The 14793-nt window shown below is 64.8% G+C and carries 10 protein-coding genes and 1 pseudogene; 7 read left to right on the forward strand and 4 right to left on the reverse strand.

The window, feature by feature from the left end; all coding sequences use genetic code 11:
- The 3 genes from JHD73_RS21940 to JHD73_RS21950 form a co-directional block, all read right to left on the reverse strand.
- A partial coding sequence (locus JHD73_RS21940) for a TonB-dependent siderophore receptor (protein ID WP_199032309.1) occupies positions 1-1453 on the reverse strand: 1453 nt, incomplete at its 3' end.
- A 246-nt stretch (positions 1454-1699) separates the two neighbouring features.
- Positions 1700-2737, reverse strand: coding sequence for a purine nucleoside permease (locus JHD73_RS21945; RefSeq protein WP_199032310.1), 1038 nt, complete (start codon positions 2735-2737; stop codon positions 1700-1702).
- Positions 2734-3840: a purine nucleoside permease gene (locus JHD73_RS21950; RefSeq protein WP_199032311.1), complete on the reverse strand. Its 1107-nt coding sequence runs from the start codon at positions 3838-3840 to the stop codon at positions 2734-2736. The genes JHD73_RS21945 and JHD73_RS21950 overlap by 4 nt, the downstream gene beginning before the upstream one ends.
- Before the next feature lie 405 nt (positions 3841-4245).
- Between JHD73_RS21950 and JHD73_RS21955 the strand changes: the two genes are divergently transcribed.
- Positions 4246-6096, forward strand: coding sequence for a glycosyltransferase family 39 protein (locus JHD73_RS21955; RefSeq protein WP_199032312.1), 1851 nt, complete (start codon positions 4246-4248; stop codon positions 6094-6096).
- 77 nt (positions 6097-6173) lie between these two features.
- Here JHD73_RS21955 and alaS read toward each other — a convergent pair whose 3' ends face one another.
- The gene (gene alaS, locus JHD73_RS21960) at positions 6174-8828 is read right to left on the reverse strand and encodes an alanine--tRNA ligase (RefSeq protein ID WP_199032313.1); all 2655 of its coding nucleotides are present in this window, start codon (positions 8826-8828) and stop codon (positions 6174-6176) included.
- A 184-nt stretch (positions 8829-9012) separates the two neighbouring features.
- Here alaS and JHD73_RS21965 point away from each other — a divergent pair, with 184 nt between their 5' ends.
- The 6 genes and pseudogenes from JHD73_RS21965 to JHD73_RS21990 form a co-directional block, all read left to right on the forward strand.
- Positions 9013-10233 carry a CaiB/BaiF CoA-transferase family protein gene (locus JHD73_RS21965; protein ID WP_199032314.1) on the forward strand — a complete coding sequence of 407 codons (1221 nt, stop codon included), beginning with the start codon at positions 9013-9015 and terminating at the stop codon, positions 10231-10233.
- 52 nt (positions 10234-10285) lie between these two features.
- Positions 10286-10738, forward strand: coding sequence for a DUF2214 family protein (locus JHD73_RS21970; protein ID WP_199032315.1), 453 nt, complete (start codon positions 10286-10288; stop codon positions 10736-10738).
- A 238-nt stretch (positions 10739-10976) separates the two neighbouring features.
- Positions 10977-11459, forward strand: a complete 483-nt coding sequence (locus JHD73_RS21975; protein ID WP_233177107.1) for a tripartite tricarboxylate transporter TctB family protein — start codon at positions 10977-10979, stop codon at positions 11457-11459.
- 12 nt (positions 11460-11471) lie between these two features.
- Positions 11472-12974 carry a tripartite tricarboxylate transporter permease gene (locus tag JHD73_RS21980; protein WP_199032316.1) on the forward strand — a complete coding sequence of 501 codons (1503 nt, stop codon included), beginning with the start codon at positions 11472-11474 and terminating at the stop codon, positions 12972-12974.
- 185 nt (positions 12975-13159) lie between these two features.
- On the forward strand, positions 13160-14170 hold the full coding sequence (locus JHD73_RS21985) for a triacylglycerol lipase (protein WP_199032317.1): 1011 nt from the start codon (positions 13160-13162) through the stop codon (positions 14168-14170).
- Positions 14171-14197: 27 nt separating this feature from the next.
- A pseudogene (locus tag JHD73_RS21990) lies at positions 14198-14793 on the forward strand (lipase chaperone); the annotation flags it as partial.

Below are 14793 nucleotides of genomic sequence, written 5' to 3' on the forward strand. Positions count from 1 at the left end.
GCGTGGGCGTGAACTTGTAGATGACGGCGCCCAGCGGCGTGGTCTTGCTGGCCTCGTAGCGGTTGGGGGCCTGCGTGCTGGTGTAGCTCGTATAGCGTAGGCCAGCAATCACCTGCCAGTGCTCCGACAGCGTCATGCGATCCATCGCATAGACGCCCGTGTCCACAGCGCGCTGCGCAGGTGTGGTGTTGTTGCCTTGTGTCGGCAACCAACCGAGGTCGATCGGGTTGTACAGGTTCTGTGCGCCGCTGAAGCGGTCGGAGTACACCGTTGCCTGGCGGAAATCCGAGCGCGCTACGCCAAACGTCAGGTCATGCGTGATCCAGCCCGTCTTCTCCGTGCCGTTGATGTCCGCACGCACATGGCTCGTGTGCCACAGCCCGCTCTGGCGGTTGCCTGAGATCGTGCCCGCGCCGGTGATCGGGTTGGTCAGGCGGAATTCCGTAAAGGCGCGCGTGCGTGCCGTTTCCGACATGCCGCCCTCCACGGTCAACAACCATGCATCACTGAGCGCATAGTCGGCGCGCAGGAGTGCATTGGTGGTGTTGCCGTTGAAGTCTGCCCAGCCCGGCGCCAGTCGCTTGGTCGGGTCCGGCATGGCGGGCAACGTGATCACACCGTTCTTGGCCGCCGGCAGCGTCACCACGGATTGCTCGGTGATGATCTTGCGTGAGTACTCCACGTCCGCCTTCAGGCTCAGGCGGCTGTTGACCTTCCAGTCGAACGCCACAGCGCCGAGCTGGCGCGTGCCATCAATGCCGCTGGTGGGCGATTGCAGCGAGCCACCTGCAGCGTTGAAGCGGATGCCGTACTGGTTGTCTTCACCAAAGCGGCGGGCTACGTCCAGCGTGCTGACGATCGAGCCATTGCTATCGAACTGCACACCCAGCGTGGTGACCGGCGTGTTGCCCGCACGCTTGGTGACGAGGTTCACGACACCACCCGGCGTGGTGTAGCCGTAGTACAGCGCCGACACGCCCTTGAGCACTTCCACGCGCTCCTTGTCTTCCAGCGGGATGGCCGCGAGCGCTGCAATCGGCAACGAGCCGTTGAAGCGGAAGTTGGTGCGGTTCTCCATCGTCACGCCGCGGATGGCGAGGTTGTCGAAGGTCTCGCCCGAGAGCTGCTGGCGCGTCACGCTTGCCGTGTTGCGCAGCGCATCGAACAACGACGTGTCCTGCTGCGCGTCGAGCGCCTCGCGCGTGATCACATTCACCGTGGCAGGAATGTCGCGCAATGCCATCCCCCGGAACGCGCCCACCTCTGCCGTGCTGGCCGCAAAGCCGCGCTGGCTGCGCGCGGTGACGGTGGTTTCGTCCAGGTCTACCTTGGCGTGATTGCCGGCGGCGGGTTGGGTGTCGTCGGCACGCGCAGGCGTGGCGGTAAGCAAAGCGGCAAGAGGAATGGCGGCAAGCGCGCACGGCAGCGCACGGGCCGGAAGACGGCGGGTCATCGCGGGCAAAGGGTCGACAGGATTGGTCAAACCGAGCGCGCCCCGACGTGCATGTCATGCACTGGGGAAGAAGAAAAAACGCGCCGCAGAAACATCACGCGGCGCGTCGATCCGTTGGCTTGCAGGTGAAAACCCGCTGGCTCGCCCGGCAGAAGCGATGGCCAGCGATCAGGCGAGATGCCCGCTGCCGCCCATCAAATGAGAATGATTCGCATTATATATTTTGAAATGTGATGTAAGCAACCATTAATTCGGCACCCCCTGCTTCCACTGCGGCCAGTGGTCGACGATGTCGTCCAGCAACGGCTTGGCCGCATTGACGAGGTTGTGCGTGGCCGGCACGAAACCGCCCTGCTGCACGTAGTTGATCAGGCCGTCAGGCGCCGTCTGGCCGTCGTACGGGCGGTCAAAGTCGGAGCCCGCACGCAGCAGCGCCACACGGCTGAAATCGACCTTGCCGGCACGGGCGCCACGCGTGAGCACTTCCAGCGTGGCGTTGTCCTCCTGTGCAGTGGTGCAGTAGGTGCCCTTGTTGTCGGTCATTGTCTTCACCCAGTCACGCGCGCGCTGGCCCAGGTTGCGGCCGGCCCACCATGTGTCGGCGGAAGCCACATCGCACTGGATGACCGACGGCGGCTGATTGGCCGGCGCAAACGCGTAGTTCTTGCGGAAGGCGATGGCCTCTGGGCTGTCTTCCAGCGTGGCCGATTTCGACAGCGTGAACGCCTTCTGCAACAGCGTCTCGTTCAGCTGGAACACCTCGGTGCGATAGTCCAGCGGTGGTTTCTGCCCGGGGCCTTTGGTACCGATGCCGAAGTAGCCGTAAGGCCATCCGGTGGGCATTTCGCGTGCGTCGATCTCATGCGACAGTCCGTAGTCCACCGCATAACGCGCCCACGCTGCCGAGCCCACCGTGCCCTGCCCCGGATCGATGCCCGCAATGCCGGCGATCACGAAGTAGGTGTGCGTCAGGTCCAGCTTGCTGCGGTAGAGCAGGGCCGAAATCGTCGACGCCGCATTCGCGTAGCCCATGCCGGTGGTCACCTGGCAGACGCCGTCATCGTTGCACAGCATGTTGGGCGCATCGGGCGACAGGCCAGAGATGTAGACCTTCTCCTTCAGGTCATAGCGGTCGATGAAGGGCTGGGCTTCGCCCTGGAACATGTTGATGACGATGACCTTGACGCCGTCGTACGCACAACTGTTCAAGGTCAGCGCGGCCGCGCCCACGGCGAGCAGCTTGGTGATGGAGCGCACGGGGGTTGTGCTCTTGGAATCGATCATGGCGAGGGCACTCCGTGTTTCCACACGCTCCAGCGCGTGACGATCTCGTTGACCAGCGGACCGCCCGCCAGATAGAGGTTGTTGAGCGACGGCACAAACCCGCCAGAATTGCTGTTGACCAGCGAGTCATACGGCGTCTGCCCCGGATACGGCCTGTCGAAGTTGGACGCGGTGCGCAGCACGGCAACGCGCTGCAGATCGAGCAAGCCCGCTTTCGAGCCGCGCGTGAGCGCTTCGAACGTGGCGTTGTCTTCCTGCTGCGTGGTGCAGTAAGTGCCCTGCCCATCCGTCAGCAGCTTGACCCACGCGGCTTCGCGCTCACCCATCTTGGCGCCGTGCCAGTAGGTGTTGCCGGCGGCGGTGTCGCATTGCACAACAGACGGCGGCTGGTTGGCCGGTGCGCTGGGGTAATTGGCGCGATACGCGCGGGCGGTGGCATTGTCGTCAAGCGCCGCGCCCTTGGAGAGCGCCAGCGCCTTCTGTAGCAATGCCTCGTTCACGCGAAACACTTCCGTCTTGTAGTCCAGCGGCGGCTTCTGCCCCGGGCCCTGCGTGTTGATGCCGATGAAGCCGCTGGGCCAGCTTGCGGGCACTTCGCGCGCGTCAATCTCCCAGGCGATGTCGCTGTCGACCAGGAACCGCGCCCACGCAGCGCTGCCCAGCGTGCCTTGCGACGGATCGATCCCGGCGATGCCCGCCACCAGAAAGTACGTGCGCTGCAAGTCAAACTTGCCGCTGTAGATCAGCGCCGATACCGACGACGCGGCATTCGCCTTGCCCATGCCAGTGGTGAGCTGGCACACGTCGTTGGCGTTGCAATGCACGCTCGGATAGTCGATCGACAAACCGGGCACGGGCACGTCTTGCGTCAGGCCCAGCTTGTCGATCCACGGCTGCGCCTCGGGCGCAAACATGCTGATGATCAGCACCTTGACCTTGCGCGCGTGCGACTCCGGCGCAAGTTGCGCAATCGGCTGGGTCGATGCGCCAATGCCTGCGGCCACCAGCACGCCGGCCGCGACCGCCCGTAGCAATCGTTTGCTGCGCCGCGCAGCCGATGGCGCTGGCGGCACAGCGTCGACCTTGTCAGATAGGACGCTCATGGTTCTCCTCGGATTTTGGGGGAAGGGGTACAACGGGCACTGCGGGGAAAATCGGGCTCGGTCAATGCAAATTGCCTGCCAGGCAGCCTGCAACCGCAGCGTCTGACCGGTATAGGCGATGGCTCGGCCTGTCTCCAGCATTGGAGGCATCGCCAACTTGTCCGCGCTGCTTAGACAAGACGCCACCCCTGTGCCGAATGCCCCAAAAGGCGCATCCGGCCAGCCACGTACCCCGGTGAAAATCGATTGCTCAGTTTTCCGCGCTGGCGCTCAGGGTCTCCGTAAGACGGGCGTGATGTACTCCAAGCCGCCCCAGCACACCTTGCCGGGCATCTTGTTTGTCACGCATAAGCCGATCGGCCGGGTTCTCCGGACCGCATCCGGCAAACCGGAAACCCTTTCGTCATGCTGGAACCGACACGCCCTGGACGGCGGAGCGTCAACACGCCCGCCGCGACCGCCCACGCGCGCGACATCGCTTCGAACGCTGCAGCGCTGTCACCCGGCACGGTCATGGCATCTGCGGCGCAAGTGGCGCACGCCTGGCCATGGCAGGCGTTGCGCCAATGGAGCACGTGGATCTTCGCGGTACTCATCGCCTGTGCCTACCTGCTGCCGGGCACACTCGGCCACGACCCCTGGAAACAGGATGAGACCTACACGTTCGGCATCATCCAGCACATGCTGGAGACCGGCGACCTGGTCGTGCCGACCAGCGCCGGGCAACCCTTCGTCGAGAAGCCGCCACTGTATGCGTGGGTCGCCAGCGGCCTGGCATGGCTGCTGTGGGATACGCTGCCCGCGCACGACGCTGCGCGGCTCGCAAGCGCACTGTTTGCTGGCCTCGCTTTCGCCTTCACCGCGCGCCTGGCACGCGGTGCCACCGATGCACCTTCATGGGCCGACCCGCGTGTGCTCGGCACATTGGCGCTTTGCGCGGGCTCTCTGATCGTGGTCAAGCACACGCACGACATGATGACCGACGTGGCTCTGCTGGCCGGCACCGCCATCGGCTTCTGCGGGTTGTTCGAATGCGTGCAGCCCAGGGCGCACAGGCGCAGCTCCGCAGTGTGGCTCGGCGTGGGCATGGGGATCGCACTGTTGGCAAAAGGCGTGTTCATTCCGCTGGTGTTCTGCATCACGCTGGTCGGGGCGTGCGTGCTGTTTCCGGCCTGCCGCAGCCGCGTGTTCGCACGCCGGCTCGCTACCGCGGCGCTGGTGTTCCTGCCCTTCGCCACGATCTGGCCAACGTTGTTCTATCTGCGCGCCCCTGACCTGTTCCACGTCTGGTTCTGGGACAACAACATCGGCCGCTTCCTGGGTTTTTCCGTGCCGGTGCTGGGCGCGGAGAACGACGACCCGTTCTACGTCTGGCACACGCTGCTGACCATCGGCTTTCCCGCGGGCCCGCTTGCATTGCTCGCATTGGCCTGCGGCGCGTGGCGCGAGTGGCGGACGCCGCGCGTCGCCCTGCCGGTCATCTTCGCGGGTGTCGGGCTGCTCGCGCTGCAGGTCTCGGCGACGGCACGCCCGCTCTACCTGCTGCCCTTCATCGTGCCGCTGGCACTGCTCGGCCAGCAGGCAATCGCGCGACTGCCAATGCGTCTGCATGTCGGATGGGACTACGTCAGCCGGGTATTGTTTGGCGGCATCGCGCTGCTGGCGTGGCTGCTGTGGGCCGTCATGACGGAGAACACCTCGCGCGCAGGCGTGCGCTGGCTCGACCGCTGGTTGCCGGTCGACTGGACCATGCCTATCGAACCCTGGCTGATGGGCGCCGCGCTGGTGCTCACGATCGGATGGCTGCGCCTGCTGCCACATCTGCGGCGGGCCGGGGTATGGCGCGGCGCGCTGTCCTGGGCGGCCGGCGCCCTTGTGGGGTGGGGGTTGGTCGCCACCCTGCTGCTGCCCTGGCTGGACGAGGCCAAGAGCTATCGCTCGGTGTTCGACAGCCTCAGCAGCAAGCTGGCCCCGGCATGGCGCGCAGACGACTGCATGGCAAGCCTGCATCTGGGAGAATCCGAGGCGCCGATGCTGCACTACTTCACCGGCATCCTGCACCGTCCGCTGGCGCAGTCGTCGACCCACACCTGCCGCTGGCTGATCCTCCAGGACAGCCACACACACGCACGAACGCCCGGCAGCGAATGGATACCGTTCTGGTCCGGCGCCCGCCCCGGTGACAGGAACGAGCGGCTGCGTGTCTTCATGCTGGCGCCTCCCGTCTTGCGCACCGCCGCTCACGTAGTCCGCTGAGGGGCTCAAAACAAAACGGCGCGCGCCCCGTTGCCGGGAACGCGCGCCGTTCAGCGCATCAGGTTGGCAGCGTTACATCACACCTTCTGCTGCACCCATGCGACCACACCCGCCAGCGCCTGCGGCAGGTTGTCGGGCTCGGTGCCACCTGCTTGAGCCATGTCCGGGCGGCCACCGCCTTTGCCGCCGACCTGCTGGGCGACAAAGTTGACCAGCTCGCCCGCCTTGACCTTGGCGGTAGCATCGGCCGTCACGCCTGCGATCAGCGCAACCTTGCCGTCGCTCACGCTGCCCAGCACGATGGCCGCGGTCTGCAGCTTGTCCTTGAGCTTGTCCATGGTCTCGCGCAGCGTCTTGGCATCGGCGCCATCCAGCTTGGCGGCCAACACCTTGATGCCCGCCACGTCCACGGCTTGGCTCACCAGCTCGTCGCCCTGGCTTGCGGCCAGCTTCGACTTCAGGCGCTCCAGTTCCTTCTCCAGCGTCTTGACCTGGTCCTGCACCTGGCCGATACGCTGCGTCAGCTCCGATGGCTGCGCACGCAGTGCGGCAGCAGCTTCGTTGATGCGCGTGTCGAGCGTCTGCAGGTAGTGCAGCACGTTGTCGCCGGTGATGGCCTCCACGCGGCGGATGCCGGCTGCCACACCCGATTCGCCCACGATCTTGAACAGGCCGATGTCACCGGTGCGCGCCACGTGGGTGCCGCCGCAAAGTTCCTTCGACGTGCCGATCGACAGCACGCGCACTTCGTCGCCGTACTTCTCGCCAAACAACGCCATCGCGCCGTTCTTGACCGCATCGTCAAAGCCCATGAGTTGGGCGCTGGTAGCGGCGTTGGCGAAAATCTCGGCGTTGACGCGCGCTTCCACTTCGCGGATCTGCAGCGGCGTCATCGGCGCGTTGTGCGAGAAGTCGAAGCGGGTCTTGTCGGCATCCACCAGCGAGCCCTTCTGCTGCACGTGGCTGCCCAGCACCTCGCGCAGCGCCTTGTGCATCAGGTGGGTTGCCGAGTGATTGCGCATGGTGCGCGCACGGCGCACGGCGTCCACTTCCGCAGCCACGGCATCGCCGACCTTCAGCACGCCGGTGCGCAACTCGCCGTGGTGGCCGAAGACTTCCGGCTGCACCTTGAGCGTATCGGCCACGTCAAACCAGACGGTGGCGGCCTTGAGCGTGCCCTGGTCGCCAACCTGGCCACCAGATTCCGCATAGAACGGCGTGTGGTCGAGCACCACCACGCCGGTCTGGCCCGGGTGCATTTCCTTGACCGACGCACCATCGACGAACAGCGCCGTCACGCGCGCGGTTTCGCGCACGAGCTGGTCGTAGCCGTGGAAGGTGGTCTTGTCGCCGGTGTAGTCGAGCGTGCCGGCGGCCATCTTGAACTTGCCGGCGGCGCGCGCCTGCTCGCGCTGGCGGTTCATGGCGGCGTCAAAGGCAGCTTCGTCGACGATCACGTCGTTCTCGCGGCAGACGTCTTGCGTCAGGTCCAGCGGGAAGCCGTAGGTGTCGTGCAGCTTGAAGGCGAGTTCGCCGTCGAGCATCCGCTGTTTCCCATCCTGGTTGTTGGCCTTCAACTCGCCCAGCGCGCTGTCGAGAATCGACATGCCGTGCTCGATGGTCTCGAAGAAGCGGGCTTCTTCCGTGCGCAGCACCTCGACCACGCGGTCGCGCGCGTCGCGCAGTTCCGGATACGCCTCGCCCATCTGCGCCACGAGGTCGTCCACCAGCTTGTGGAAGAACGCGGCGCGGCACCCCAACTTGTAGCCGTGGCGGATGGCGCGGCGGATGATCCGGCGCAGCACGTAGCCGCGGCCTTCATTGCCCGGGATCACGCCGTCGACGATCAGGAACGAGCACGCGCGGATGTGGTCGGCAATCACGCGCAGCGAGTTGTTCGACAGATCCTTGGTGTTGGTCTCACGCGAAGCCGCAGCGATGAGCGCCTGGAACAGGTCGATCTCGTAGTTGCTGTGCACGTGCTGCAGGATGGCAGCCAGACGCTCCATGCCCATGCCGGTATCCACGCACGGTGCGGGCAGCGGGGTCAGCGTGTATTCGCCGGTGGCCGGATCGAGCTGGCGGTCGAACTGCATGAACACGTTGTTCCAGATCTCGATGTAGCGGTCGCCATCGGCTTCCGGGCTTCCCGGGGGGCCGCCCCACACGTCCGGGCCGTGGTCGTAGAAGATTTCCGAGCACGGGCCGCACGGGCCGGTTTCGGCCATCTGCCAGAAGTTGTCGGAGGCGTACGGCGCGCCTTTGTTGTCGCCAATGCGCACGACACGCTCGGGCGGCAGGCCAATCACTTTGGTCCAGATGTCGTAGGCCTCGTCATCGGTTTGATAGACGGTTGCCCACAGCTTGTCGGCCGGCAGCTTGTATTCCTGGGTCAGCAGCTCCCACGCCCACACGAGTGCGTCGCGCTTGAAGTAGTCGCCGAACGACCAGTTGCCGAGCATCTCGAAGAACGTGTGGTGGCGCGCGGTGTAGCCAACGTTTTCCAGGTCGTTGTGCTTGCCGCCGGCGCGCAGGCAGCGCTGCACGGAGGCCGCGCGCACGTACGGGCGCTTGTCGGTGCCGAGAAACACGTCCTTGAACTGCACCATGCCGGAGTTGGTGAACAGCAGCGTCGGGTCGTTGCCCGGCACCAGCGGCGAAGAGCGCACCACGGTGTGGCCCTTGCCCTCAAAGAAGGTCAGGAATTTTTGGCGGATATCGGAGGCTTTCATGTCGCGGGGTGCCGGTGTCAGCATTGCGCCTTGGAGCATCCCGCCCCTGAGCGCCTTGGATTAGTGCAAACCGTTGATTATACGGGGTTCATGCCCCATTCGCCCCTATTCGTCGCATGGGCCTGCGGGGCCGCCGGGGCGTGGTGTACAGTGCACGCGTTCCGATTGTGCAGATTCGTTATCCATGGGCGCTCTCAGCCATCTCCGTGTTCTCGATCTCACGCGCGTGCTTGCCGGCCCGTGGTGCGCGCAAAACCTCGCCGATTTTGGCGCCGACGTCATCAAGGTGGAGCGCCCGGGCGCAGGCGACGACACCCGCACCTGGGGCCCGCCCTGGCTGAAAGACGAAGCTGGGCAAAACACCGCCGAGGCCGCGTACTACCTGGCTGCCAACCGCAATAAGCGCTCGATTACCGTTGACATCAGCACGCCAGAGGGCCAGGACATCATCCGCAAGCTCGCCGCGCATGCGGATGTGGTGCTGGAGAACTACAAGGTCGGCCAGCTCAAGAAGTATGGGCTCGACTATGAGTCGCTCAAGGCCATCAAGCCGGACCTGATCTATTGCTCCATCACCGGTTTCGGCCAGACCGGCCCTTACGCCGCGCGCGCCGGCTACGACTTCATCGTGCAAGGCATGGGCGGCTTCATGAGCCTGACCGGCGAGCGCGACGACCTGCCTGGCGGCGGCCCGCAGAAGGCCGGCGTGGCCATCTCCGATTTAATGACCGGCATGTACGCCACCGTGGCCGTGCTGGCCGCGCTCGCGCATCGGGACCGCACCGGCGAGGGCCAGTACATCGACATGGCGCTGCTCGACGTGCAAGTCGCCATGCTGGCCAACATGAACACCAATTACCTGGCGAGCGGCCAAGCACCCAAGCGCTGGGGCAACGCACATCCGAACATCGTGCCGTATCAGACCTTCCAGGCATCGAATGGTTGGATCATCGTGGCGGTCGGCAACGATGGGCAGTTCCGCCGCTTTGTCGAAGCCGGCGGGATGCCCGAACTGGCCGACGACCCGCGCTTCGCCACCAACCCGCAGCGCGTAGCCAACCGTGATCTGCTGGTGCCGATTCTGGCGGAGATGGTCAAACGGTTCAGCAAAGGCGAATGGATCGACAAGCTCGAAGCCGCCGGCGTGCCCTGCGGCCCGATCAACGATCTCCACGAGGTGTTCGACAACGAGCAGGTGCAGGCGCGCGGTCTGCGGGTCGACCTGCCCCACCCGAGCGCCGGCACCGTCAAGCTGGTCGGCAGTCCCGTCAAGATGAGCGTCACGCCACCGAAGGCCGCGAGCCACCCGCCGCTGCTGGGCGAGCACACCGAAGCGGTGCTGCGCGACGTGCTGGACCTGAGCGCCGACCAGATCGAGGCACTGCGCACACGCGGCGTGATCTGATGCCCGCGCCGATCATTGCTCACCCCGGTTCCCCCACCCTGACGAGGTCACCATGTGGCTCGATGCGTTGCTGGCTTACCTGCATTACATCTCGATCTTCACGCTGATCGTCTTCCTCACCGCCGAAGCCGTGGTGCTGCGGCCGGACATGACGCCTGAAATCCGCAAGCGCCTGGCACGCTATGACGCCGTCTTCGGCTTCGCGGCGCTGGCGGTGCTGATTACCGGCAGCCTGCGCGTGATCTACGGCGCCAAGGGCTACGCGTTTTATGTCCACAACCCGGTGTTCCACATCAAGGTTGGCTTGTTCATCCTCGTTGGGCTGCTGTCGATCATGCCCACGGTCACCATCCTGCGGTGGAACAAGCAAGGCAAGACGCTGCCCGACTTCGTGCCACCGCCGTCGGAGATCGCCAAGACGCGCCGCTGGGTCATGATCGAATCGCACCTGATCATCTTCATTCCGCTGGCGGCTGTGCTGATGGCGCGCGGCATCGGCATGTAGTTCGCAATCGCAATGGGCCGCGACAGCGCTGCGCGGCCCGCACGCTCCCGCCCTCCCGCGGTTAGGGACAAACCCTGAACCGTCTGCCCATGCGCCCCGCCGGGCCGCCGCGCGACCTGCCTCCCCCTGCAAGGTGCTTGAAAGCCGCTCTGCTTAGCGTGCACACTTGGTCGCCGCTTTGCCGCCGTTCGGCCACCCGCAAAGCGATGCGCCGCATGCCGACAGAAGGAGACCCATCTTGCAAAACGATCCACAGCGCCGCCCGGTGATCCGCAGTCACCAGGACTTTGCGTCGGGCGTCATGTTCATCGTTGCGGGCACGGCGTTCGCCGTCCTGGCGCGCGGCTACCGCATGGGCACGACGGCCTCCATGGGCCCCGGCTACTTCCCGTTCTGGCTGGGCATCGTGCTGGTGCTGCTGGGTGTGGTGGTGGTCGTGCAATCGCTGTCGCGCAAGGGCGTGGCAGACCGTATCCCGCGCTGGGACATCAAGACGCTGCTGTGGATTCTCGGCTCGGTGGTGCTGTTCGGGTTGCTGCTGCAGCCGCTGGGGCTTGTGTTTTCGGTGGTGGCGCTGGTCATGATCTCCAGCCTCGCCAGTCACGAATTCGGCTGGCGGGGCGCCCTCGCCACCGCGATCGTCATGGTGATCATCGGCTGGGGGACCTTCGTCTGGCTGTTGAATCTGCAACTCGCGATGTGGCCTGCCTTCGTTTCCTGAGGAGCCCGCGGTATGGATCTCTTTGCCAATCTTGCACTCGGCTTCTCGACAGCGCTTTCGCTGCAGAACCTCATCTATGCGCTGATCGGATGTATCTTCGGCACGTTGATTGGCGTACTGCCGGGCATTGGCCCCATCGCGACCATCGCGATGCTCCTGCCAACGACCTACAGCCTGCCGCCGGTTGCCGCGCTCATCATGCTTGCAGGCATCTACTACGGCGCCCAGTACGGCGGGTCCACCACGGCCATTCTGGTCAATCTGCCCGGTGAGTCATCTTCCGTGGTCACGACGATCGATGGCTATCAAATGGCGCGTCGCGGTCGCGCTGGGGTTGCACTCGCAACGGCTGGCATTGGTTCATTCTTTGCAGGCTGCGTCGCCACCGTGATCCTGGCCGCGTTTGCCAAACCCCTGTCGGAGATCGCGTTCCACTTTGGAGCGGCAGAGTATTTCTCTCTGATGGTGTTGGGCCTGGTGGGCGCAGTCGTGCTGGCCTCCGGATCATTGCCGAAAGCCCTGGCCATGATCATTCTCGGCATTCTGCTTGGCCTGGTCGGCACGGACGTCGGCTCAGGCGTGGCACGCTATTCGTTCGACGTCCCGGAGTTGGCGGATGGGCTGAACTTTGTCTCCGTGGCCATGGGGTTGTTTGGCTTTACCGAGATCATCGTCAACCTTGAACAGAAGGAGCACCGCGAGACGTTCGTCAACCATGTGAGAAACCTCTGGCCCAGCCGCGAGGACTTCAAGCGCATGATTCCTGCCGTGCTGCGCGGCACGGCGCTGGGCTCGGCGCTCGGCATCCTGCCTGGCGGCGGTGCCACACTTGCCTCGTTTGCGTCGTACTCGCTCGAGAAGAAAGCGTCGAAGTACTCGCACGAATTTGGCAAAGGTGCCATCGAGGGCGTAGCTGGCCCGGAATCGGCCAACAACGCGGCCGCGCAAACCTCATTCATTCCACTGCTCACGCTGGGTATCCCGCCCAACGCCGTCATGGCACTGATGGTGAGTGCCATGACCATCCACAACATCCAGCCGGGTCCGCAGGTGATGACCAGCAACCCCGCGCTGTTCTGGGGCCTGATTGCCTCGATGTGGATCGGCAACCTGATGCTGATCGTGCTGAACCTACCGATGATCGGCGTGTGGGTGCGCCTGTTGAAGGTACCCTACCGCTTCCTGTATCCGGCCATCCTGGTGTTTTGCTGCATTGGCGTGTATTCCGTATCGAACACCACCTTCGACATCTTCCAGACGGCCGTCTTCGGGTTGCTGGGTTACCTGTTCGTGAAACTGCGCTGCGAGCCGGCACCGATGCTGCTCGGCTTTGTGCTGGGGCCGATGATGGAGGAGAACTTCCGCCGTGCGCTGCAGCTCTCACGCGGCGATCTCTCCACCTTCGTCACGCGGCCGCTGTCGCTGGGGCTGCTGATCGCGGCGGTGATCCTCGTGCTGCTGGTGGCGCTGCCCGCCATCCGCCGCAAACGCGAGGAAGCGTTTCAAGAAGAGTAGCGACGTTGCTGCATCGCATCCTAAAGAACCGGAGGCTTGCCCTCCGGTTTTTGTCTGCGCACGCGGCGGCGCAGCATTAGAGCCAATCCTCCAATTCGGTTGACGGTGGAATGCGCACTTCGGATAACGGAGGGCGATCGACCCGCAGAGGTCGACCACTCATCCATCATTCAGGAGACAACCGAATGTCACAGACGCCCCAGCTCCATGCTGTGTACAAATCAGCGCGCGGCATCTTGCGCACGCGCACTGCAGCCGCCGCCTTGGCCACGACGTTGGCCGCATCCGCCCTCGCCCTGACTGCCGCTGCACCGGCCCAGGCCGCCAGCACGTACGCCGCCACCCAATACCCGATCGTGCTGGTGCACGGCCTCTCTGGCACCAGCAAGTTCCTGGGCGTGGTGGACTACTGGTACCAGATCCCCGAAGACCTGCGCGCCAACGGTGCCAACGTCTATGTGGCCGACGTGTCCGCCTTCAACGATGAAACCGTGCGCGGCGAGCAACTGCTCAGCCAGATCCGCGCCGTGCTGGCCACCACCGGTGCGGCCAAGGTCAACCTCATCGGCCACAGCCAGGGCGGCCTGACCTCGCGCTACGCGGCCGCTGTGGCGCCCAACCTGGTGGCGTCTGTCACCACCATCGGCACGCCGCACAAGGGCTCGGAATTTGCCGACTTTGTCGAAGCCACGCCGGAGCCCTTCAAGGCTCTTGTGAACCTGGGTGCCAATGTGTTCGGCTCAGTACTCGGCTGGTTCAACGGTGCCAGCAACCCGCAGAACGGTTTTGCCGCATTGCATATCCTCTCCACCGCGGGCGCGGCGGATTTCAACAAGACCTTCCCGAGCGCAGGCCTGGCCAGCGGCTGCAACACCGGCAGCGCCACCGACGTGCGCAACGGCAACGTGCAGAAGTTGTATTCGTGGACAGGCCGCTCGACGGCCACCAACATCCTCGATCTGTTCGATCCGGTGCTGGTTTTCAGCGGCGGTGTCATGCAGGCGCGCGGCTCGGGCACCAACGATGGGCTGGTCTCGGTGTGTAGCGCCAAGTTCGGGCAGGTGCTGTCGACCGACTATGCTTGGAATCACCTCGACGAGGTCAACCAGTTGCTCGGCCTGATCGGCTGGGGTGCGGCGGATCCGGTGGCGGTGATCCGCACCCAGGCCAATCGGCTAAAGACGGCTGGGCTGTAATCCGTTGTCACCAACACGCACATCGTCATGAAGGGCAAATCACAACCCGTGCAATCCATGCAGCCCACGACGTTCATCGGGGCAGTGTTGGTGGCAATCGCCGTTGCCGGGGGCGTCTACTGGTGGCACACCACCGGTGATGCCCCCCCGGCCGCCGAACCGCCCCAGGCGGCGCCGCGATCCGGCGCCTATATCGGCAGCATCAAGAGCGAAGTCGCCAGCCCCGCGGCAACCCCCACGGAGCTGGCCGATACGCAGGCGCCCGACGGCCTGCGCGTCGATGCAAGCGGCCATCTCATCCTGGAAGCCGCCAACCGCGCGGTGTTCGATTACTTTCTCGACGTGCCTGCCTCAGTGCCCGAGGCGCAACGCATGGCGATGGCCGAGGCGCACATGCGCGCCAAGCTGGTCAGCCCCGCGCTGTCAGAGGCGCAATCGCTGCTGCAGCGCTATCTCGCCTATCGCAAGGCGCTGGCCACACAAGGCGATACCAGCCGCAGCAAACCGAGCCTTGAGCAGGTCCAACAGCATCCCGAAATCCTTGCCACGCTGCGGCAACAGATCGGCGCCCGCGCTGCGCTGCGCCGCCAATATCTGGGCGCGGATGTCGCCCAGGCCTGGTA

This window comes from Ralstonia sp. ASV6 (assembly GCF_016429285.1).
Lineage (GTDB): Bacteria > Pseudomonadota > Gammaproteobacteria > Burkholderiales > Burkholderiaceae > Ralstonia > Ralstonia flaminis.